19 protein-coding genes are annotated in these 22392 nt (G+C 40.0%); 16 read left to right on the top strand and 3 right to left on the bottom strand.

Annotation, left to right across the window (positions count from 1 at the left end; all coding sequences use genetic code 11):
• Nucleotides 1-22 precede the first annotated feature (22 nt).
• The 8 genes from pcrA (at nt 23) to MKY27_RS15805 (ending at nt 11196) form a co-directional block, all read left to right on the top strand.
• Entirely contained in the window at nt 23-2281 is a 2259-nt protein-coding gene (pcrA, locus tag MKY27_RS15840) for a DNA helicase PcrA (RefSeq protein ID WP_339196247.1), read from the top strand.
• A 12-nt stretch (nt 2282-2293) separates the two neighbouring features.
• On the top strand, nt 2294-4291 hold the full coding sequence (gene ligA / locus MKY27_RS15835; protein ID WP_339173858.1) for an NAD-dependent DNA ligase LigA: 1998 nt from the start codon (nt 2294-2296) through the stop codon (nt 4289-4291).
• Between the two features lie 18 nt (nt 4292-4309).
• Nucleotides 4310-5485, top strand: coding sequence for a CamS family sex pheromone protein (locus MKY27_RS15830; RefSeq protein WP_339196245.1), 1176 nt, complete (start codon nt 4310-4312; stop codon nt 5483-5485).
• 293 nt (nt 5486-5778) lie between these two features.
• A complete protein-coding gene (gatC, locus tag MKY27_RS15825) occupies nt 5779-6069 on the top strand; it encodes an Asp-tRNA(Asn)/Glu-tRNA(Gln) amidotransferase subunit GatC (RefSeq protein ID WP_079523753.1) in 291 nt (96 codons plus the stop codon).
• A 17-nt stretch (nt 6070-6086) separates the two neighbouring features.
• Nucleotides 6087-7550 carry an Asp-tRNA(Asn)/Glu-tRNA(Gln) amidotransferase subunit GatA gene (gatA, locus tag MKY27_RS15820; protein ID WP_339196243.1) on the top strand — a complete coding sequence of 488 codons (1464 nt, stop codon included), beginning with the start codon at nt 6087-6089 and terminating at the stop codon, nt 7548-7550.
• A gap of 1 nt (nt 7551) precedes the next feature.
• Nucleotides 7552-8997 carry an Asp-tRNA(Asn)/Glu-tRNA(Gln) amidotransferase subunit GatB gene (gene gatB, locus MKY27_RS15815; protein WP_339173851.1) on the top strand — a complete coding sequence of 482 codons (1446 nt, stop codon included), beginning with the start codon at nt 7552-7554 and terminating at the stop codon, nt 8995-8997.
• 138 nt (nt 8998-9135) lie between these two features.
• Nucleotides 9136-10308, top strand: a complete 1173-nt coding sequence (gene nagA, locus MKY27_RS15810; RefSeq protein ID WP_339196241.1) for an N-acetylglucosamine-6-phosphate deacetylase — start codon at nt 9136-9138, stop codon at nt 10306-10308.
• A 15-nt stretch (nt 10309-10323) separates the two neighbouring features.
• Nucleotides 10324-11196, top strand: a complete 873-nt coding sequence (locus MKY27_RS15805; RefSeq protein ID WP_339196237.1) for a GNAT family N-acetyltransferase — start codon at nt 10324-10326, stop codon at nt 11194-11196.
• 43 nt (nt 11197-11239) lie between these two features.
• Here the strand turns inward: MKY27_RS15805 and MKY27_RS15800 are convergent, their stop codons facing one another.
• On the bottom strand, nt 11240-12136 hold the full coding sequence (locus MKY27_RS15800; RefSeq protein ID WP_339196235.1) for an alpha/beta hydrolase: 897 nt from the start codon (nt 12134-12136) through the stop codon (nt 11240-11242).
• Complete coding sequence (locus tag MKY27_RS15795) at nt 12133-12750, bottom strand: DUF624 domain-containing protein (protein WP_339196233.1); 618 nt, start codon at nt 12748-12750, stop codon at nt 12133-12135. The genes MKY27_RS15800 and MKY27_RS15795 overlap by 4 nt, the downstream gene beginning before the upstream one ends.
• Nucleotides 12751-12916: 166 nt before the next feature.
• On the opposite strand from MKY27_RS15795, the gene MKY27_RS15790 reads away from it, so the two are divergent.
• The 4 genes from MKY27_RS15790 to MKY27_RS15775 all read left to right on the top strand — a co-directional run bounded on the left by MKY27_RS15790 (nt 12917) and on the right by MKY27_RS15775 (nt 16882).
• The gene (locus MKY27_RS15790; protein ID WP_339196231.1) at nt 12917-14221 is read left to right on the top strand and encodes a sugar ABC transporter substrate-binding protein; all 1305 of its coding nucleotides are present in this window, start codon (nt 12917-12919) and stop codon (nt 14219-14221) included.
• A gap of 69 nt (nt 14222-14290) precedes the next feature.
• Complete coding sequence (locus MKY27_RS15785) at nt 14291-15208, top strand: sugar ABC transporter permease (protein ID WP_339173841.1); 918 nt, start codon at nt 14291-14293, stop codon at nt 15206-15208.
• Nucleotides 15209-15232: 24 nt separating this feature from the next.
• A complete protein-coding gene (locus tag MKY27_RS15780; RefSeq protein WP_339173840.1) occupies nt 15233-16036 on the top strand; it encodes a carbohydrate ABC transporter permease in 804 nt (267 codons plus the stop codon).
• A 9-nt stretch (nt 16037-16045) separates the two neighbouring features.
• A complete protein-coding gene (locus MKY27_RS15775) occupies nt 16046-16882 on the top strand; it encodes a Gfo/Idh/MocA family oxidoreductase (protein WP_339196230.1) in 837 nt (278 codons plus the stop codon).
• Here the strand turns inward: MKY27_RS15775 and MKY27_RS15770 are convergent.
• The gene (locus MKY27_RS15770) at nt 16876-18168 is read right to left on the bottom strand and encodes a transcriptional regulator (RefSeq protein WP_339196229.1); all 1293 of its coding nucleotides are present in this window, start codon (nt 18166-18168) and stop codon (nt 16876-16878) included. The two genes, MKY27_RS15775 and MKY27_RS15770, sit on opposite strands and share 7 nt — an antisense overlap.
• An 83-nt stretch (nt 18169-18251) precedes the next feature.
• Between MKY27_RS15770 and MKY27_RS15765 the strand changes: the two genes are divergently transcribed.
• Genes MKY27_RS15765 through MKY27_RS15750 form a run of 4 tightly spaced genes read left to right on the top strand, consistent with a single transcriptional unit; the run spans nt 18252 to nt 22387 of the window.
• Nucleotides 18252-19268: an NAD-dependent epimerase/dehydratase family protein gene (locus MKY27_RS15765; protein ID WP_339196228.1), complete on the top strand. Its 1017-nt coding sequence runs from the start codon at nt 18252-18254 to the stop codon at nt 19266-19268.
• Nucleotides 19269-20348 (top strand): dihydrodipicolinate synthase family protein, encoded by a 1080-nt coding sequence (locus MKY27_RS15760; protein WP_339173833.1) that lies wholly within the window; start codon nt 19269-19271, stop codon nt 20346-20348.
• Nucleotides 20317-21330, top strand: a complete 1014-nt coding sequence (locus MKY27_RS15755) for a zinc-binding alcohol dehydrogenase (protein WP_339196227.1) — start codon at nt 20317-20319, stop codon at nt 21328-21330. Before MKY27_RS15760 ends, MKY27_RS15755 begins: the two co-directional genes overlap by 32 nt.
• Before the next feature lies 1 nt (nt 21331).
• A complete protein-coding gene (locus MKY27_RS15750; protein ID WP_339196226.1) occupies nt 21332-22387 on the top strand; it encodes a Gfo/Idh/MocA family oxidoreductase in 1056 nt (351 codons plus the stop codon).
• Nucleotides 22388-22392 lie beyond the last annotated feature (5 nt).

The raw sequence follows: 22392 nt of genomic DNA, 5'->3' as shown, positions 1-22392 counted from the left end.
TCTTTAGATAGGAAGGTGCAATATGGAGCATATAGCAAAAAATTTAGTAGCGGGAATGAACCCACAGCAAGCTGAAGCGGTGAAAACAACGGAAGGCCCGCTTCTGATCATGGCGGGTGCCGGTTCTGGAAAAACACGGGTGCTGACTCACCGTATCGCCTATTTAGTCGTTGAGCGCGAAGTGTATCCTTCTAAAATTCTGGCCATTACGTTTACAAATAAAGCTGCCCGCGAAATGCGTGAACGAATTGACGGGATTTTAGGAAACGGAACAACGGAAAGCATGTGGGTATCTACATTCCACTCAATGTGTGTACGCATTTTGCGACGTAATATTAACCGTATCGGCTATTCGAAAAGCTTCTCAATTCTAGACAGTTCAGATCAGCTGACGGTTATAAAAAATATATTGAAACAGGATAATATCGATCCGAAAAAATATGATCCGCGTGCTATTTTAAATACGATCAGTTCGGCAAAAAACGAATGCATTACTGTAGACGGCTTTGAAGCGAATATGAATCCGCATAACCCATTCGAAAAGATTGTCGCGCAAGTATATAAAGGTTATCAGAAACGATTAAGACAAAATCAAAGTCTCGATTTTGACGATTTAATTATGCTGACAATAAGTCTATTCAATGAAGCGCCGGACGTACTGGAATTTTACCAAAACAAATTCCAGTATATTCACGTTGATGAGTATCAGGATACGAATAAATCGCAATATTTGCTCGTGCAATTACTGGCGAAGAAATTCCGCAATATTTGTGTTGTAGGGGATTCGGACCAATCGATCTATCGTTGGCGCGGTGCCGATATTTCGAATATATTATCGTTTGAAAAAGATTACAAAGAAGCAAAGGTTATTATGCTTGAGCAAAACTACCGTTCAACAAAGCGTATTTTACAAGCAGCAAACAGCGTCATTGAAAAGAATAAAGACCGCTATAAAAAAGTACTGCGAACAGAAAATCCGGAAGGCGAAAAGATCCAGCTTTATAAAGCTGGCAATGAGCAGGACGAAGCGCAGTATGTGGTACGCACGATTCAAAAACTCATGAAGGATGAAGATTACAAACTGGATGATTTTGCTATTTTATATCGTACGAACGCACAGTCACGTGTAATCGAGGATGTGCTCGTAAAATCGAATATGAACTACCAAATCGTTGGCGGTACAAAGTTCTATGACCGAAAAGAGATTAAAGATTTGCTTGCTTACTTACGTTTAATTGCAAACAATGATGATGACTTGTCGCTTGCTCGAATTATCAATGAACCTAAACGTGCGATCGGTGCGACTTCATTTGATAAAATGCTTGTTTATGCGATGGAACGCGACCGCTCAATTTTCGATGCGATGGGTGAGCTTGTATTTATGGGGCTTTCAGGGAAAGCAGCCAATTCCGCTGAAAATTTTTATAATATGATTCGTTCATTGAGCGAACGTCAGCATGAACTATCGGTAACAGAGATTGTGGAAGAAGTGCTTGAAAAATCAGGATACCGTCAAATGCTGAAAGCGGAAAAATCGATTGAAGCGGAAAGCCGACTTGAAAATATCGAAGAGTTTTTAACAGTAACCCAGGCTTTTGAAGAGCGCAGTGAAGACCAGTCATTAGTGGCATTTTTAACAGATCTTGCACTCATTGCTGATATTGATTCTTTAGATGAAGAGGAAAAAGCGAAAGGTACGATCATTTTAATGACGATGCATGCCGCAAAAGGGCTGGAGTTCCCTGTTGTGTTCATTATCGGGATGGAGGAAAATATTTTCCCGCATTCACGTTCATTGGAAAGTGAAGATGAAATGGCCGAAGAACGCCGCTTGATGTATGTCGGTGCAACTCGGGCAGAACAGCGTCTTTACTTATCTTGTGCGGGCTCCCGTACAATATTTGGCCGTACAGGCTACAATGCCCCATCACGTTTTTTACGTGAAATTGATGAAAATGTGTTAGAGCAAGTTTCAAAAGCAAATACTACATCTTATCGTGATGATTCATTACCATTTAAATCGAACCGTTATGACCGTATGCCGAAGCGTTCATTAGGAGGTGTGCAGGCACCTGCTTCCCAGACATCACGTCTGAATTCAACAGGCGGCGATAAGTTTGACTGGAAAGTAGGCGACAAAGCTGCCCATGGTAAATGGGGTGTCGGTATGGTCGTAAGCGTAAAAGGTGAAGGGGATGGTATGGAACTGGATATCGCTTTCCCATCTCCAACTGGAATAAAACGTCTATTAGCAAAATTTGCGCCGATTACGAAAGCTTAGGAGGAACATTGGATGAATGAAATAGAACAAAGAATTGCGGAATTGAACAAGCTTCTTCATGAGTATGGCTATGCGTATTACGTACTGGATAAACCGATAGTAGAAGATAGTGTATATGATCAGCTTTTACATGAGCTTATCGCATTGGAAGAAGCAAATCCGGAATTTATTTATCCTGATTCTCCTACTCAGCGTGTCGGTGGCACGGTGTTGGAAGGCTTTAAAAAGGTAACGCATGAAACAGCGATGCTCAGTTTGTCGAATGCTTTCAATGAAGAAGATTTGCGTGATTTTGACCGGAAAATCGAGCAGGCAATCGGCAAAAATTACTCATATGTATGTGAACTGAAAATTGATGGCTTAGCCATATCTTTGCGCTATGAAAACGGGGTATTTGTACAAGGCGCTACACGTGGTGACGGAACAGTAGGGGAAGACATTACAGCAAACCTGAAAACAATTAGGGCCATCCCATTGCGTCTAAAAGAACCCGTAACATTGGAAGTACGCGGTGAAGCTTATATGCCGAAAAAATCTTTTGAGAAACTGAATGAACGCCGTGCGGAAAACGGAGAAGAGCTATTTGCAAATCCTCGAAACGCGGCAGCAGGATCATTGCGTCAATTAGATCCGAAAATCGCAGCAAGCCGAAATTTATCGACATTTATTTATGCAGTCGGCGGAGACGGAGAAAGCTATGGAATCGATGGGCATTGGGAAATGCTCAAGTATTTGGAGGAGCTAGGTTTTCCATCAAATAAAGAACGCGAGTATTGCGAAACAATTGAGGACGTTTTGGCGTTTATAGAGAAGTGGACAGAAGCGCGCCCAAATTTATCATATGAAATTGATGGAATCGTTATCAAAGTAAATCGCTATGCCCATCAAGATGAGCTTGGCTTTACAGCAAAATCGCCTCGCTGGGCAATTGCCTACAAGTTCCCGGCTGAAGAAGTTATCACAAAATTATTGGATATCGAACTGACGGTAGGTCGCACGGGTGTTATTACTCCAACAGCGATTTTAACACCGGTACTTGTTGCGGGAACTACTGTAAGCCGTGCATCATTGCACAATGAGGACCTGATCCGTGAAAAGGATATTCGAATTGATGATACGGTCATCGTACGAAAAGCAGGGGATATTATTCCGCAAATCGTCGGAGTCGTTCTGGAACAACGCCCTGATGACGCTGTACCATATAAGATGCCGACACATTGTCCTGCATGTGATGAAGAAGTTGTACGTATCGATACTGATGTAGCACTGCGTTGCGTGAATCCTCAATGTCCTGCACAAATTGCGGAAGGTGTGAAACATTTCGTATCACGTAATGCGATGAATATCGACGGTCTTGGTGAGAAGGTAGTCGAACAGCTGCTGCGCGAAGACTATATTCAAGATGTAGCGGGACTATATGAGCTTACAGTAGAGCAACTGATTAATCTGGAGCGAATGGGACAGAAATCGGCGACCAATTTAGTTGAAGCGCTGATTCAGTCCAAGGAAAATTCGCTGGAACGATTACTATTCGGTCTTGGTATCCGTCATGTTGGGGAAAAAGCAGCCAAGATTTTGGCAGCTCATTTTGAAACAATCGATGCACTAATGGTCGCTACAGAAGAGGAATTGAAAGATATTCATGAAATTGGCGATAAAATGGCTGAATCGATCGTAGCGTATTTTGCAAACGAGCAAGTACAGCAATTAATCGAACGCCTAAAAGGATTTGGCTTAAATATGTCCTATAAAGGCAAGAAAGTTGTCGTGGAAGCAGGGGCAAATCCTTTTGCAGGAAAAACAATTGTACTGACAGGTAAATTGCAGCAATTGACACGTAACGAAGCAAAGGCGAAAATAGAACAGTTAGGTGGTACGGTTGCAGGGAGTGTAAGTAAAAAAACAGACCTTGTAATTGTCGGAGAAGATGCTGGCTCGAAGCTTGAAAAAGCCCAAAGCTTAGGCATTGAAATTTGGGATGAAGTGCGCCTAATCGAACAATTAATATAGTAAAGGGGACTTGCTCTCATGAAACGTTATCGCTGGATACCTGCGATAATTGTAGCGGCGATGTTGTCAGCGTGTGCGCCAAACCTTACACCTGATACAGAACTGACGCAAGAATCAGATACAGAACAAGCTGTGGAAACAACTATTATCCCGAACATGCAAATAAACGATAAATTTTATCGCACATTGATTCCTTATAAGGAAAGTGCAAGCCGTGGTTTAGTTGTTTCCAATATTTATACGAAGTACGATATGAAAGAAGTCGAAACAGGCTTAATGCGTATTTCGCAAAATCATTTTGATACGGAAAACTATTATTTCCAGGAAGGTCAGTATTTAGATGAAAATACATTGAAATACTGGTTAGCCCGTCCAAACCAAACAGAAGACAAAGGACCCGAGTACCAAGGTCTAAACCCATCAAGCATTGATGAGGCAACAGGCAAGGAAATGGATCCGACTGTTAAAGCGACAGAAGCACCGGTTTATTTGGCCCATATTGTGGAGCAAAATTATTTAACAAAAACCGATGAGAACAAAGTAAAGCTGGCAGGTGTTTCAATCGGTCTAGCGTTAAATTCAGTTTACTATTATCAAAAAGAGCAGTATGGCGAGTTTTTTGAACAAAAAATTCCCGATGCAAAAATAGAAGCAGAAGGTAAGAAAATTGCACAGGAAGTTATCAATCGATTGCGTGCCCGTCCGGAACTGGCAGATGTTCCGATCGTCATTGGTTTATTTAAACAAGCAGAAAGAAATGCGATTGTACCAGGAACATATACTGACTATAATTTCGCGGATAAAGGGAAAACAGAATTGGGTGAGTGGAAAGCAATCGATGAAAAATACGTTACTTTCCCTATGAGTTCGCCGGATGATGTCTACCGTGATTTGAATACGAACTTCCAAAACTTCAAACAGGATGTCGACAAATACTTCTCGAACTTCACGAGTGTGTTTGCGACTGGATTTTATCAAAATAAAAAAGTTCAGAAGCTTGATATCGAAATCCCAATCCAGTTTTACGGAACAGCTGAAATTACAGGATTTACACAGTATTTGACGGGCCTAATGCTTAATCATTTACCGCTTGACCTGTATATTTCGGTGAGTATTACTTCTGTGAACGGACCGGAAGTGCTAATTATTAAAGAACCGAATGACGATAAACCTTTTGTTCATATTTATGAGTAAAATCTTCCGAAAAATACCATACTTTTACGAGTGTGGTATTTTCTTTTTACACAGAATTTCTACTTCACCGCGTTAATGCGTTAATTTGGCGAAAAATCGTCATAAGTGGAGGATTGTTTGCTGGATTTTTTCCTAAAGCGGAGATTTTTACAAGGAAAAATGTTATCATTATGGGCATGGTTTATGTAGAATCAGCGGGTATCCAAAACAATCACTGACTCCACATATAGCCCCGGCAGATGATACGGATTTTGCTGAGGGATATTTGATTCGATAACTTGGAGGTGTAACAAATGGCAAACATTTCAAAAGAAGAAGTAAAACACGTAGCACACTTAGCTCGCCTTGCTATTACAGAAGAGGAAGCAGAGAAATTTGCTGAACAACTAGGGAAAATTACAGATTTCGCAGAGCAATTAAATGAGTTAGATACAACAAATGTAGAACCGACTTCTCATGTTTTACCTTTAGTGAACGTACTTCGTGAGGACGTAGCAAAAGAAGGCTTACCTCTTGAAAAAGTAATGCTGAACGTAAAAGAACAAGAAGCAGGTCAAATTAAAGTACCATCAATTATGGAGTAATAGGAGGAACCACTCGCATGACAGTATTTGAGCGCACATCAGCACAATTGCAAGAGAGCTTAAAGTCGGGTGAACTGACAATTGCGGATTTAACAAAAGAAGCATTTGACCGCATTGAAAAGTTGGACGGCGATGTACAAGCTTTCTTAGCATTAAATAAAGAACAAGCAACTGCAAAAGCAGCTGAATTAGATCAAGTTCCTTTTGAGGAGCGCGGTCCATTATTCGGTATGCCGATTGGCGTAAAGGACAACATCGTAACAGAAGGATTGGAAACAACTTGTGCTTCTAAAATTCTGGAAGGCTTTATGCCAATTTACGATGCAACAATCGTAAAAAAATTACGTGATGCAGGCATGATCACAGTCGGTAAGTTGAACATGGATGAATTCGCAATGGGTTCTTCAAACGAAAACTCGGCTTATAAAACTACTAAAAACCCATGGAACCTTTCACATGTACCAGGTGGTTCTTCAGGTGCATCTGCAGCAGCGGTTGCAGCGGGTGAAGTACCATTTTCATTAGGTTCTGACACGGGTGGTTCAATCCGTCAACCAGCAGCCTACTGTGGTGTTGTAGGAATGAAACCTACATACGGTCGTGTATCTCGTTTTGGTTTAGTTGCATTCGCATCTTCTTTAGATCAAATCGGACCAATTACACGCAATGTAAAAGACAATGCGTTATTACTTGAAGCAATCTCAGGTGTAGATGAAATGGATTCTACTTCTGCAGATGTGCCGGTACCAAACTATGCGGCTGCTTTAGATGGTAATATTAAAGGCTTAAAAATTGCTGTTCCAAAAGAATTCCTAGGTGAAGGCGTTGGGGAAGCAGCGAAACAGTCAGTGCTTGATGCATTGGAAGTATTAAAAGGCTTGGGTGCTACAGTAGAAGAAGTATCTTTACCGCATTCTAAATATGCATTAGCAGCGTATTACATCCTTTCTTCATCAGAAGCATCTTCAAACCTTTCTCGTTTTGATGGTATTCGCTACGGCTACCGTTCAGAAAACGCGAAAAACTTATTGGAGCTGTACAAACAATCTCGTGCTGAAGGTTTTGGCGATGAAGTAAAACGTCGTATCATGCTTGGAACATATTCATTATCTGCTGGTACGTATGATGCTTACTACAAAAAAGCACAACAAGCACGTACTTTAATTAAAGCCGATTACGACAAAGTGTTCGAAAACTATGATGTAATCATCGGGCCAACTGCACCAACACCAGCATTCGCTATTGGTGCAAACATTGATGATCCATTGACAATGTACGCAAACGACATTTTAACAATTCCAATTAACTTAGCAGGTGTACCGGCAATTTCAGTTCCATGCGGTTTTGAGAATGGATTACCACTAGGTTTACAAATTATCGGTAAGCATTTCGATGAAGAAACACTTTACCGTGTGGCATATGCGTATGAGCAACAAACAGATTTCGCAAAACAAACTCCAGCATTATGGGAGGTAAAATAAGATGAACTTTGAAACAGTCATTGGTTTAGAGATTCACGTTGAGTTAAAAACAAACTCAAAAATCTTCTCTAGCAGTCCAAACAGTTTTGGTGCGGAACCAAACACAAATACAACAGTAATCGACCTAGGCTATCCAGGTGTTTTACCAGTATTGAATAAACAAGTAGTAGATTACGCGATGCGTGCTTCATTAGCATTAAACATGGAAATCGAACAAGAAACTAAGTTCGACCGTAAAAACTACTTCTACCCGGACAATCCGAAAGCTTACCAAATTTCACAATTTGATAAGCCAATCGGTAAAAACGGTTGGGTAGAAATCGAAATTCCAGCTAAAGGTGATACACCAGGCTACAAAAAGAAAATCGGTATTACACGTCTTCACATGGAAGAAGATGCTGGTAAATTAACACATGCTGACGGCTATTCTTTAGTGGACTTAAACCGTCAAGGTACACCACTAGTAGAAATCGTTTCTGAGCCGGATATCCGTACACCGGACGAAGCATATGCCTACCTTGAAAAAGTAAAATCGATCATCCAATATACAGGCGTTTCTGACGTACGTATGGAGGAAGGTTCACTTCGTTGTGATGCAAACATTTCAATCCGTCCATACGGTCAGGAAGAGTTCGGTACAAAAACGGAGCTTAAAAACTTAAACTCATTCAACTTTGTACGTCGTGGTTTAGAGCATGAAGAAATCCGCCAAGCAGAAGTATTAATGGCTGGTGGCGTTATTGAGCAGGAAACACGTCGTTTTGATGAGAAAACAGGTAAAACAATTCTTATGCGTGTTAAAGAAGGAACAGATGATTACCGTTACTTCCCAGAGCCAGACTTAGTGCGTCTTTCAATTTCCGATGAATGGGTGGAGCGCGTACGCAACGAAATTCCTGAATTACCGGATGCGCGTAAAGCACGCTATGTTTCTGAATTAGGTTTAAATGATTATGATGCAAACGTACTTGTAGTAAACAAGGAGATTTCAGATTTCTTTGATGCAACTGTAAATGCAGGGGCTGATGCGAAATTAACAGCTAACTGGTTAATGGGAGATATTTCTGCATACTTAAACGCTGAGCAAAAAGAGTTGAAAAATACAGCTCTAACACCTGAAAACTTGGCGGGTATGGTGAAATTAATTACGGACGGTACAATTTCTTCTAAAATCGCGAAAAAAGTATTCACTGAGTTAGTAACAAACGGTGGAGACGCAGCGAAAATCGTGAAGGAAAAAGGCTTAGTTCAAATTTCTGATCCAGAAGTAATCCGTGGTTTCGTAACAACTGTTCTTGATAATGATGCAAAATCAGTGGAAGACTTCAAAGCTGGTAAAGACCGTGCGATTAAAGCGCTTCTTGGCCAAATTATGAAAGCCTCTAAAGGTCAAGCAAACCCACAATTAACAAACCAAATCTTAATGGAAGAAATTAATAAACGTTAATTTTTTTCTTATAAACGGCAGTCCATTTTCTAATTGGGCTGCCGTTTTATTTCGTTATAAAAGGAATTTTCTTGAAAAATGTCAAGCATAGGCTAATAATGGGGAATGTATAAGATGTGGTAGAGGAGGGAAATGTTCATGGAAAGTACATGGTGTATTGGACCGCTTCAAATTGTCCGGGAACAGCGGATAGAGGAGAATTGTTTTGGGGTTATTGAAGGCAAAAAAATCGTCCGGTTTTGTAAAAAAGACGAATTACCTGAACAAATCGATATTGTGGAAACAAAGTCGGCATATAAAATGATGCCGGGAATGATTGATCAGCATATTCACGGGATATCCGGTGCTGATGTGATGGACGGAACGGAAAGCAGTCTGAACACAATCAGTACAGCGCTTGCGAAATTTGGAGTGACAACCTTTTTAGCAACAACGATGACGGCAGCAGAAACCCAAATCGAGCGCGTTGTAAAATTGATTGCCGATGCGAAGAACAATGTAAAAGGTGCCAAAATTGCCGGCATCCATTTAGAAGGACCTTTCATTAATCCGATTCAAAAAGGGGCACAGTCCGATCAGTTTATAATAAAGCCTTCAGTAGAGATTTTCGATCATTTAAACGATTCTTCCCAAAACGAAATTAAACTTATTACACTTGCATCAGAGTTAGATGAAGGCCATAAGCTTACGACCTATTTAAAAAATAAAGGGATTGTAGCATCGATCGGTCATTCTGATGCCAAGTATACGGAGACAAAGGCATTATTGGAACAGCAGCTTATTCAGAATGCCACTCATTTTTGCAATGGGATGAGATCTATTCATCATCGTGAGCCGGGCTTGCAGGTTGCGTTACTGCAAAGTGAATGTATGCTGGAGATTATTGCTGACGGATTTCATATTCACCCGGACATGATTCGTTTTATTTACGACACGGTTGGTGAAGACCGAATGATATTAATATCTGACAGTATGCGGGCAACCGAATTAGCTGACGGTATTTATGATTTAGGTGGACAGGAAGTTCGTGTAGAAGACGGCTTGTGTAAATTGGTTGGAAGTGATGCGCTTGCAGGAAGTACGCTCAATTTAAATAAGTCCAGAAAAAATATGAAAGAGTGGCTCGGACTTTCAGATTTGACACTGGCCAAACTGAGTTCAACAAACAGTGCAAAACTGTTAGGATTATATGAAAATAAAGGGTCAATTGAAGTCGGTAAAGATGCTGATTTTTACATCGTAAATGAAAATGAGGATGTTATATTAACTGTTTCAGAAGGAGAGATTATTTATGGAAATAATAAGCTCTAAAAAAGAGGGATGGAAATGAATTTTGTTAAAGGAGAGGCTGTGCGCCTTAACCCCCAGCTGAAAAAAAGTTTCTTTCAACTGGCAAACGATACTTTTGGGCTGGATTTCGAACAATGGGATGAGCAAGGGTATTGGAATGATACATACTGTCCCTATACATTTGAAGTAGATGGCGAAATAGTAGCGAATGTTTCTACAAGTAGCGGAACAATGATTTTGGATGGCAGGCAGTATGAAGCTGTTCAGATTGGGACTGTTATGACAAATCCAAAATTCCAAGGAAAAGGATTATCCCGTCAGCTTATGGAAAAGGTGATGGAAGATCATGTGAATGCACATATCATATACTTATTTGCAAATAAGACAGTGCTGGACTTTTATCCGAAATTTGGTTTTGAAACGCGTATACAGTCTACTTTTACCGTGGATAAAAAGGATATTGGGCCAGTTCATACGGAAGTAAAGAAAGTGAATCTGGATGATAAGCCTACAAGAAATGTATTTTATGAAACAACGGTATTTAGAAAACCTGTCAGTCAGAAAATGAGTATGGTTCAGAATGAAAATATCGTGATGTTCCATGCATTGACGCAATACCGGGACTGCATTTACTATGTACCTAAGTTTCAGGCATTTGCCATCTTGAATGAAACTGCCGAGTATACAGAGTTAATCGACGTCATATCTAAAGAGCAGGTGGATTTACAGGAAATACTCGGTTGCTTACCTATTCGTTCTGAAAAAATCAGACTGTGCTTTACTCCCGATAATTTACAGATTCCTGTTATGCAAGATGTATTCATCGATGAGGGAGCAATGTTTGTTAAAAATCAAAAAGATATTATGTATCCGAATAATGTGCTTTTTCCATACAGTGGTCTGGCATAAAAAATGGAGACCCGCTACACTGGTGCGGGTCTCCATTTTACGGTTACTTCAATAATTTCGATGTCATGTCCAAAAGTCGCTTTTTTGCTTGGCGGGCAATTGGTATTTCTTCCAAGTCGAATCCATGTGTACATCCTTCATAAATATCAAATTGGACTTGTACACCGGACTGCTGTAGCTTATCTAGAAATTCACATACTTCCTCATAAAATATGTCATGCGTTCCGATAAACGTATAAACCGGTGGAAGTCCTTCAACATTTGCATAAAAAGGCGATGCATAAGGCGGAATCTTTTCATTATCCGGTAAATAAGCATGCCAACTTTTTTTATTTTTTTCGGCATTCCAAATAGCGGGTGAAGTAAATTTTTTGTGGAATGGCCTTTCTTTTGCATCAAGCATCGGATACAACGGTAACACCGCCGCTATTTTTGGTCCTTTTTCATCCCGTGCTTTTAGAGCAACGGCCAATGCCAAGTTCCCACCTGCACTGCCACCGCTTACAATAATTTTCGTTCGGTCTATATTCAAATCACCTGCATGCTCACTTATCCACTCTAATAATGTATAGCCGTCGTTTAAAGCAGCAGGATAAGGCTTTTCAGGAGCGAGGCGGTATTGCGGAATGAATACTACCGCTTGGAAGTTATGTACAAAATCCGTTACATAAGGTACGCTGTCATCCGGACTGCCGAACACCATCCCTCCACCATGAAACCAAATAAAGCCCGGCATATTTTGTACTGCATGTGCCGGCTGTATACGAACGACTCGTAGATTGCCTAGCATCATTTCTTCGATTAAACAATTTTCAAGCTGGTAGTTCTGCTCGGAATAATGGACAAAAGTTCTGTTTAGGATCAGTTCCTCAAATGTACGAGAATTTTTTAATTTACGTTCAATTGGTTCGACGAGTTCAGGATGCAGTCCGTTCATCATGTTGCAGCCTCCGATACTTTCCGCTGTTCAATTTTACTGAAGGAACGCAGAGAGAATTTCATAACGAACCAACTCAGTACACTCCCGGCAAATAAAGGGATTGCACCAGGCATAATATTGAAAATGCCATAGATCAATAAAACACTTAACGCATTTAAAATGACCGTGAATGGTGAAGTGATCGTAAATAAAAAAGCTTGTTTGATCATTGCCAAAAACGACAGGTCAAAATGTACATATACTGGAAAGAAGAAAAACAACGTCCCTAAAATTAAAAAGGCGATAATAAAAGTTGGTATGAGAAGGAAAGATAAGGAGTCAACCATATAAATTGCATAAAAGTCGATTGCTAAAATCAGCACGATAATATAACTAATTCCCGCATACCCATTTCCTCTAAGCCACTCGGTTTTATACACTTCCCAAAATGTTTTCGTAATTGGCTTATCAATATCAAGGTGAAACTGTCTTACTATTGTAAATAAAGCAATTGTCGCCGGAAATATACCGAAAATAAAAAGGCCAATCGCTGAGAAAAACAGCCAAAGAAAGTTTAAGTAAATAATTTTTAATAGCTTTACACCGAAACTGTAAAACCCATCCCAAAATGTCATAACAATATCCCCCTTAACTTTATTATAAAATAAAAAGTCTGAAAAATTGAGCTATTTAAATTAAGGACTTTTAATGGACTTGAGTTCCTCCTAATTTTTTTGTAGTCTGGAAAAAATAGCTATTTTGCTATTTTATACAAAGGAAAAATAAAAAGGGGGATGGGTTATGAGTAATACAATTTTTAAAAGATTAGGACTGCTCTTTTTAGTATTAGTGCTTTCTGTTGTAATGGCTGCATGCAGCGAAGATGAAACAACATCAACAAATGCGGATACAGATACGGATAGCGGAAGTGCTAGCACAGATACAGACTCTTCAGGATTGTCAGGCGAAATCACAGTTTGGGCGCACCCTTATACAGATGGCTCAACAGGTGAAGGGGATATGTGGAAAACATTTGCATCGGATTTTGAAGCTGAAACAGGGGTAAAAGTAAACTTCGAACAAATTCCATGGGCAAATCGAGACCAAAAAATCTTAACAGCATTAGCTGCTGGTCAAGGTCCGGATGTATTCTATGTAATTCCTGACCAAATGCCACAATACGCAGAACAACAATTAATTTTAGATATATCTCAATACGTTACGGATGAAGAATTAAGCGGTTTTGTACCAACTGCTATCGAAGCAACGAGTTGGAAAGGCAAACAATACGGGATGCCAATTTTACAAACAGCGGAGTCTTTAATTTATAACAAAGACATTTTAACGGAATTAGGCGTAGATGAAAACAGCCTACCGACAACATGGGATGAATTCAAAGCTTTAGCAGAAAAAGCAAAAGCAGCTGGTTATTATGCATTCTCATATGCAGGTGGCGGTTCTTTAAACAACACACTTTATCCGTTTTTATGGCAAGCTGGCGGTAATGTAATTGATGAAGATAACAACATCTTAATTAACAAGCCAGAAGCAGTTAAGTCATTTGAATTAATCAACGAAATGTATACAAAGGGCTGGATTCCGCAAGATTCAGTTACAGCGCTTGATCATGACTCGCTTTACTTGGGCGGGAAATTATTAGCTATAAACGGCTCTGGTATTTCGGTAAACCGTTTATTAGATGAGAAGCCATTTGAGTTTGTTATTGCGCCACCATTAAAAGATGCAGAGCAGTTAACTTACGGTACTGTTGGTATGTTTGTAGGTTCGGCGATTTCTAAAAATCCTGAAGCTGCAGCAGAGTTCATGAAGTACGTTACAAACACAGAAAACCAACGTACATTCAACAACATTACACAATATATCCCGACTCGTGATGAAGCGAAGGATATTTTTGATTCACAACAATATATGGCTCAATTAGCAGGCTACACAGAATTTGCGAAACCAGGTGTGATTCATCCGGAAGGACGTAATATTATGCCTTTAGTTCAAGCAGAGATTCAAGCAATGCTAGAAGGTAAACAATCTCCTCAGGAAGCTGCAGATAAAGCGGCAGAAGCAATTGATAAGTTAATTAACAAATAGTTCAAAAGGAGAGTTTGGTCGTGAAGATCAAACTCTCTCATTACTTAAAGTACAGAAAGGGTGAGGCATGTGACCTCTACAACTTCTAAACAATCATTTAGTGCACGAATCAAGAGGGAGTTAAACAAAAATTTATTAGTCTATGTCGTGCTCATTCCAGTAATCATTCATTTTCTTATCTTTCAAATCTATCCATTTGCTTTAAGTTTCTATTTAACGTTTCATGACTGGAAAATTATCGGAGACCCTGAATTTGTCGGGTTAAAACATTGGAAAAATTTATTTGATGATGAAATCGCTTGGAAAGCAATATGGAATACAGTTAAGTTTTCCATCTATTATATAGTTCCGACAATGGCACTTGGTCTAATTTTAGCAGTGATCATTAATTCGGGAGTTAAATATTCAGGATTTTTTAAAGGATTGTTCTTCCTGCCTGTAGTTACATCATTCGTAATTATCGCAGGGATTTGGGGATGGTTATTCCGCGGTACAGAAGATGGTTTTATCAACTATTTAATCGGTTTTGTCGGAATCGATCCACAGCTGTTTTTATCCAGTTCATCGCAGGCGCTTCTTGTCCTGGCAGGATTAAGTATTTTTAAAGTAGCGGGAACGACGATGATTTACTATTATGCGGGATTACAATCCATCGACCGTCAATTGTATGAAGCGGCACGGATTGATGGTGCAAGTCCGTGGAAAATCTTCTGGAAAGTTACATTCCCGATGTTAAAGCCGATCCATTTTTACGTAGCGATTACAACGACAATCGGGTCATTTCAGATTTTCGATTCGGCATTCCTGTTAACGAATGGCGGACCGAACTACTCGACAACGACAATCGTGTATTACTTATATCATCAAGGATTCACAAGCTTGAACTTAAGCTATGCAGCAGTTTTATCATATGTATTGTTCTTTATCATTCTTATTATTGCGTTAATCCAACGTAAATATATTGGGAAAGATCCAAATTATTATTAAGCTGGTGCGGGAAGGAGCAGATAAATGAAAAAAGTAATCTCTTATACAGCATTAGCAATATTAGCAATCATTTTTATAATGCCATTCATCATCATGGTGTTCGGTTCATTAAAAGAAGTGAAACAGGCACAGATTGATCCGCTGTTTTGGCTGCCGACCAATCCATCAATTCAAAACTATATCAACATATTCTCAAATGGGATTTTTATACGATGGATCTGGAACTCTATCGTTATAACTGTCATTCCGGTTATAACTCAAATGCTTTTTGCGGCATTGCTCGGTTATATTTTTGCGAAAAAGCAATTCTGGGGTAAAGAGGCGATTTTCTGGATTTTCATGGCCGTTATCATGATACCTCAACAGTTATTTATTATTCCCAAATATATTATGTTCGCCGATTTTGGATGGATAAATACATATTGGGCATTAATTGTACCTGAATTATGGGCAATCATGGGCGTATTTTTAGTACGACAATTTTTACAGGGAATACCGAAAGATTTGGAAGAAGCCGCCTATATTGACGGAGCGAACGATTGGCAAATCTTCTTCAAGATTATTTTACCATTATCATTCCCGGTAATTGCGACAGTAGGAACTTTTGCCTTTATTTCAAACTGGAATGACTTATTCCAGCCGTTAATTTACTTAACAAATGAAAAAATGTTCCCTGTTACAGTTGGTCTTGCCTCGATGCTTGGAAAAGAGGGGAACTTCGGTGTCGAAATGGCAGGTGCAACAATTTCATTTATCCCGACATTTTTAATCTTTATTTTCTTCCAACGTTATTTCACAGAAGGGATTACAATGTCAGGTATTAAATAGGGGGCTTCTATGAAAATAGGGATAATCGGAACGGATTCAACCCATGCAATCGCGTTCAGTGAAAGGCTGCAGAAAAAAGGTCACAAGCTATTCGCTTATCGGGGAGGCTCTGCAATTGATTTGAGCAGAAACCGGATTGAACGAATCTCTGCGGAGTTGAATGATAGTGGAATTCCTTTTATGACAACACTACAGGAACTGTCAGATATTTGCGATGCGTTTATCATTACATCGGCTGATGCATCACAACATTTCGGGCAATTTGCAGATTTGGCTGCTTTGGAAAAACCTATTTTTATCGATAAACCACTGGCACTAAATTATGAGCAGGCGAGTTCTATTGTAGAACTTGCCAATGAAAAGGGAACGCCCTTGATGAGCTGCTCGGCTTTGCGATTTGCTGATGAAATTCAATTGGCAAAATCTAAAGAGAGCATCGAGGCAGTGGATATCATCTCACCACTGCCGATGCTGCAGGAATTTGACTATTTCTATTATGGAATCCATGCAGTGGAAATGATCAGTGCGTTAAAAGGCACATCTGTCAAAGACATAGCCGTTACCTTTAATGAGCAGCAACACTTTATCACGTTCACCTTTCAGGATGGGACGGTCTCTTCAATTAGAGGGTACTTACAGCATCGTCAAAGTTTTCAATTTGTAGCACATACACAGCAGCAAAGTGAATGGTTTGAAATTGCTGAAGGCGATCTCCGATTTTATGATCGACTGATTGATATGATAGAACAATTTTTTATTGAGAAAAAAAGCCCTATTGATCAAACCGATATGTTGCAAACAATAAAGCTGCTGGAACGAATAACGAATATTGCCGGAGCTCACTGATTCTTTATATCTTCTAAAAACTGAATATAATAGATGCGTTTAGGACGACCGCGGTGGGCTACCTTTTCCTCGCCGATAATATCGACAAGCCCCGCATCCAGCCACTTTAACAGGATGCGATTGGCGCTGCGTAAAGTAATGTTCAATGTTTGGGCAAGTTCTTCAGCCGTATAAATAAACTTTTGATGTTTCATAATACGGCCCATTAATTTGGATATATACGAAGCAGACATCCCGGCTTTTTCAGCCCGCTCCAATAACTTCACATCTGTTATGACTAGCGGGTACTGTTCATAGTTAATAAAAACGGTCGTATCAATCGGACCGATCACACTATTATCTTCTCGCACGATATAGCATAGGTTTGGTCCATTTTCATTTGCCTGGTAGAGAGCCTGTTTGGCATGACGGCCGGAATCATTTGCATTGATTCCAAAGCCGATACCGATTGTGCAATTGATTTTCAGCTCTTCTTTGAAACGGGAAAGCAGCGGCAAATGCTTGTAACCTAATGTTTCACGCTCAAATTGCCCACGGGTCGTAATAAAACTGTATTGCAGCGGATTCAGCATAATTAAATGACCATCCATTTGCTGCGTGAACTGCTTTAGTATTTGCTCCACTTTCGACTGATCCTGGTTGGCAATCGCTTCAAATTGAATCAAACCGTATACGATTTGGCTTTCCTTGTTTTGTCGCCCTTTAGAAGCCAATAAGACCCGCTCAAAAGCGACGATCAGTTCCTGCTTTGTTGGAATTAAATAGCGACATTCGATATTACGTTCACTTAATGATTCATAGACAGAGGCAATTGTGGTAACCGGGAAATAGCCTTGTTCAGCATGCTTTATATGATTTTCCAGTATGGCATCAACCGTTTCACCTTCAGAAAACACATAGTCAATTTTATGGTGCAACTGATGTGTAATCGACAATATGGTGCTTTGTTGCAGCAGGTCAAAACAATACTGTTTCTGTTCATTCTGTATTTTATGGGTTAACAGCAATTCGTATAGCTGAAGCGCTCTGCTATTAATTTGATAAAGCTGCAAAGATGAATCATAGAATTTCAACTGCTGAAAAATATAAGGATCTGCAGCGACAAGCATTTCATATTCATAGATGAACCGCTGTAACTCGTCCGTCATTATAAAGTCCTGTGTTAAATAATAATGTGGTTGGATATTAGGGAATCCACGTAATGCTTCTTTAATTGTATCCTGCAAAATTTCAGGGACAATAATTCCTATTAAACTTTGCGAGGTATACGGAATGGCCTTATTCATTATGTCTGTGCCTCCAAAAATCCATATTAATATAATTTTACAGAAAGATTTAAGAATATTCAATTTATAAAGGGGTGACCACTATGCAAACGGTACAACAATTAGAAGAATTCATGACAAAACCATCCGAAGCATTAGTAGAGGATATTAAAAAAATAGATGGTGACATTTTGATTTTAGGAATTGCAGGGAAGATGGGGCCTACTTTAGCGAAGATGGCGAAACGTGCTGCTGAAGAGGCGGGAATCGAGAAACGGATTATCGGTGTTGCTCGATTTTCAAATAAAGAAATGAAAGAAGAGCTGGAATCCGCGGGGATTGAAACCATTACATGTGATTTACTGGATGAAGCGCAGCTTGCGCAGTTGCCGGATATTCCGAATATCATTTTCATGGCGGGCAATAAGTTCGGCACAGTTAATAACGAACACTTCACATGGGCGATGAATACATACGTACCAGGTCGTGTAGCAGATAAGTTTAAAAACTCAAATATCGTCGTATTTTCTTCAGGCAATATTTATCCATTTACACCTGTAGCAGCGGGTAACTGCGGAGAAGATGTAACGCCGGTACCTGTTGGTGAATATGCCATGTCCACATTGGGAAGAGAACGTATTTTCACGAATTTCTCCAATCGTTTTCAGACAAAAATGCTTATGTTCCGATTAAATTATGCGATTGATTTACGATACGGGGTTTTATTGGAAATTGCTAAATCTGTTTACAATAATGAGCCGGTTGATGTCACGATGGGGAGTGTCAATGTCATCTGGCAAGGGGATGCAAACGAATACGCAATTCGCTCGCTATTACATTGTGATTCACCTGTAAAAATTCTGAATGTCACAGGACCGGAGACGTTATCTGTTCGCTGGCTGGCGAAGGAGTTTGCGAAACGCTTTAATAAGGAAGCTATAATTATAGGGGTCGAACAGGAAACAGCATTATTAAATACAGCGGCCCATGCCCATAAATTATTTGGCTATCCTCGTGTATCCATTGAGCAAATGCTTGATATGGTTGCAAATTGGGTGGAATTAGATGGTGCCACATTAAATAAACCAACGCATTTCCAGGAACGGAAAGGGGCGTTTTAAATGAATGAAGCGGTAAAAAAAGCATTGTTTGACGGTGCATTTATTCCGGCACATCCATTAGCGTTAAACGAAGACAAATCATTGGATGAAGTAAGTCAGCGTGCTTTGACGAGATATTATATTGATGCGGGTGTCGGAGGCTTGGCAGTTGGTGTTCATACGACACAATTTGAGATCCGCGATCCCCAATTCAACTTGTATGAACGTGTTCTTTCAATTGCAATCGATGAAATGAAGAAGGCGCATGTACCGGAATCCTTCATTAAAATAGGTGGTGTTTGCGGTCCGGTAGAGCAGGCAAAACATGAAGCGACAATTTTAAAAACGCTTGGTTATGATCTAGCTTTACTAAGTATGGGAGGACTGCAGCATTTGTCGGAGGCGCAGCTATTGGAGCGTACGAAAGAAATCGCCAAAATCATTCCGGTAGTTGGCTTCTATTTACAGCCATCAGTTGGCGGGCGTGTATTCACTTATCAATTTTGGCGGGAGTTTGCCAATATAGAAAATGTATATGCGATTAAAATGGCGCCATTTAACCGTTATGAAACATTAGATGTAGTTCGTGCAGTATGCAATAGCGACCGCCGGGATGAAATCGCTCTTTATACAGGAAATGACGATAATATTGTCATTGATCTATTAACTGAATATGCATTTGCGATTAATGGTGAAACCGTTAAAAAGAAAGTAGTAGGCGGGCTGTTAGGGCATTGGTCGGTATGGGCGAAAACTGCCGTTCAATATTTTGAAGAGATTAAGATTATTAGAGATAAAGAGCAAATTGATGCAAGCTGGTTAACAAGAGCCATTGAAGTGACAGATGCGAATGCGGCTTTCTTTGATCCGGCCCATTCCTTTAAAGGAAGCATTGCAGGAATTAATGAAGTATTGACAAGACAAGGATTGCTGAAAGGAAACTGGTGTCTGGCAGATCATGAAGTATTAAGTGAAGGCCAAGCTGATGAAATTACGCGTGTCTATAACATGTATCCGCATTTGAATGATGATGCATTTGTTAAACAAAATTTAGCAAAGTGGAAATCAGGTGAAAAGAGTGAAAGCTTTACAAGCACATGATGGTGTCGTGAAAATAGCTGAGATTGATCAACCGGAGCTTTTTGAAACGGGAGTATTAATAGAAACCTATTATACTGCTGTATCGCCAGGGACTGAAAGGTTATTAATTGAGGGAAGCAAACAAGGTGTACGTCAGCTTGGATATAGCGCTGTCGGGAAAGTGAAGGACGTTGGGGTTAATGTCACAACTGTTCAAGTAGACGATATTGTTGCCTGCTATGGTGCCCCTTATGTCGGGCATATGGAGCAGCTTGTTGTACCGGAAACATTAGTAGCGAAATGCTCTGCCGACGTATTGCCAAAGCATGCGGCATTTGCAGCACACGGTACGATTGCCATTCACGCGATACGCCAAGGACAGCTGCAGTTTGGTGAAACGGTTGTAGTTATCGGATTAGGTGTACTTGGCCAAATGATTGCAAAGATTTGTGCAGCAGCAAGTTATGACGTCATCTGCTATGAACCTAATGAAAAAAGAGCTGAAATGCTGAAAGGTACACCAGGCATTGAAATTTTTTCGGATTTAAATGAAATGGAACAGCATATTTTGGATTATACGAAAGGGCATGGTGTAGATGCTGTACTGCTATGTGCTGGAGGAAAACATTCTGAAACTACCCCGCGCAGTCTTGAATGGGTTCGGAAGCAGGGAAGAATCGTTATTGTCGGAGATGTAGAACCACAGTTTAATCGAGAACAATTATTTATAAAGGAAGCGGTCATTACGATTTCAAGAGCAGGCGGACCAGGCCGTTATGATGCTCGCTATGAAAGAGAAGCGATTGACTATCCGTATCATTATGTTCGCTGGACAGAAGGGCGAAATTTGGCGGCCTATATTCGTTTACTGGAACGAAAGGCGATCGATGTTTCTGATTTTGTGCAACTGGAAATTCCTTTTGAACATTCAGCCGGTGTGTATGACAGATTAGAGAGCAGTGAGGCATTGACCGCCATCATTGAATATTCGGGAGGGAATTAACATGTTAAAGGTTGGCGTAATTGGAGGAGGATCTATTTCCGAGTACCATTTAAAACCTTATTTTGAAAATCCCAATGTAGAGATTGTTGCGATTTGTGATAGTGATGAACGAAGACTGCATGCATTAGGCAAAAAATACTGTGTAGAGAACTTATATTTAAAAGTGAGTGAGTTTCTTGCAAACGAGGAAATTGATGCAATCAGTATTTGTACGTGGAATAACTCCCATGCTGAAATTGCAATTCAGGCACTCCAAATGAACAAGCATGTTCTGCTTGAGAAGCCATTAAGTTTATCGCTTGATGAAGCCTATGCAGTCGAAGCGGCGGTAAAAGAGTCGGGTAAGATATTACAAGTTGGCTATGTACGCCGATTTGCAACAAATGTAGGTGTTCTTAAAAAATTTATTGATGCAGGTGAACTGGGAGAAATTTATTATGCGAAAGCTTCATGCATACGCCGATTAGGAAATCCAGGCGGCTGGTTCAGCGATATTAAGAAATCTGGAGGCGGGCCTTTAATTGATTTAGGGACGCATATGATCGATCTTTGCTGGTATTTAATGGGGAAACCAAAGCCGATTTCTGTTTCAGGTAATACGTACAAAAAATTAGGGAATCGCGCCCATATTGAAAACTTATCTTTCTATAAGGCGGCTGATTATGATGCCGAGCATAATGATGTGGAAGATCTTGCGAATGCGCTCATCCGTTTTGAAAACGGTGCTTCTTTATATGTGGATGTAAGTTTTACACTACATGCTAAACAAGACGAAGTATCTGTAAAACTATATGGTGAAAATGGCGGTGCCGAAGTAGAACCTGAACTTGCTATTGTAAAAGAGCAGCATGAAACGATTTTAAATATTACACCCCAGATCGATTTGTTAAGCTTCGATTTTGCAGGTTCATTCATCAATGAAATCAATCATTTCGTGGACTGCTGTATTAATAATGTGCAGCCTATTTCTACAGTAGAAGACGGGGTTGAAGTGACAAAAATGTTGGCGGCGATTTATGAATCGGCTGCAACAAATCAAGAAAAAAATTGTAGGTGATTCTA

It is taken from the genome of Solibacillus sp. FSL R5-0449 (assembly GCF_037975215.1).
GTDB lineage: Bacteria > Bacillota > Bacilli > Bacillales_A > Planococcaceae > Solibacillus.
This window is presented reverse-complemented; position numbering and strand designations above follow the sequence as displayed.

Bases quoted from the DNA above. Each gene is read 5' to 3' on its own strand.
- MKY27_RS15795 (WP_339196233.1), bottom strand. From the start codon at position 12,750: ATGACATTTTGGGATGGGTTTTACAGTTTCGGTGTAAAGCTATTAAAA.
- gatA (WP_339196243.1), top strand. From the start codon at position 6,087: ATGACAGTATTTGAGCGCACATCAGCACAATTGCAAGAGAGCTTAAAG.
- gatC (WP_079523753.1), top strand. From the start codon at position 5,779: ATGGCAAACATTTCAAAAGAAGAAGTAAAACACGTAGCACACTTAGCT.
- pcrA (WP_339196247.1), top strand. From the start codon at position 23: ATGGAGCATATAGCAAAAAATTTAGTAGCGGGAATGAACCCACAGCAA.
- MKY27_RS15770 (WP_339196229.1), bottom strand. From the start codon at position 18,168: ATGAATAAGGCCATTCCGTATACCTCGCAAAGTTTAATAGGAATTATT.
- MKY27_RS15790 (WP_339196231.1), top strand. From the start codon at position 12,917: ATGAGTAATACAATTTTTAAAAGATTAGGACTGCTCTTTTTAGTATTA.
- MKY27_RS15805 (WP_339196237.1), top strand. From the start codon at position 10,324: ATGAATTTTGTTAAAGGAGAGGCTGTGCGCCTTAACCCCCAGCTGAAA.
- MKY27_RS15765 (WP_339196228.1), top strand. From the start codon at position 18,252: ATGCAAACGGTACAACAATTAGAAGAATTCATGACAAAACCATCCGAA.
- gatB (WP_339173851.1), top strand. From the start codon at position 7,552: ATGAACTTTGAAACAGTCATTGGTTTAGAGATTCACGTTGAGTTAAAA.
- ligA (WP_339173858.1), top strand. From the start codon at position 2,294: ATGAATGAAATAGAACAAAGAATTGCGGAATTGAACAAGCTTCTTCAT.
- MKY27_RS15800 (WP_339196235.1), bottom strand. From the start codon at position 12,136: ATGATGAACGGACTGCATCCTGAACTCGTCGAACCAATTGAACGTAAA.
- MKY27_RS15775 (WP_339196230.1), top strand. From the start codon at position 16,046: ATGAAAATAGGGATAATCGGAACGGATTCAACCCATGCAATCGCGTTC.
- nagA (WP_339196241.1), top strand. From the start codon at position 9,136: ATGGAAAGTACATGGTGTATTGGACCGCTTCAAATTGTCCGGGAACAG.
- MKY27_RS15780 (WP_339173840.1), top strand. From the start codon at position 15,233: ATGAAAAAAGTAATCTCTTATACAGCATTAGCAATATTAGCAATCATT.
- MKY27_RS15750 (WP_339196226.1), top strand. From the start codon at position 21,332: ATGTTAAAGGTTGGCGTAATTGGAGGAGGATCTATTTCCGAGTACCAT.
- MKY27_RS15760 (WP_339173833.1), top strand. From the start codon at position 19,269: ATGAATGAAGCGGTAAAAAAAGCATTGTTTGACGGTGCATTTATTCCG.
- MKY27_RS15830 (WP_339196245.1), top strand. From the start codon at position 4,310: ATGAAACGTTATCGCTGGATACCTGCGATAATTGTAGCGGCGATGTTG.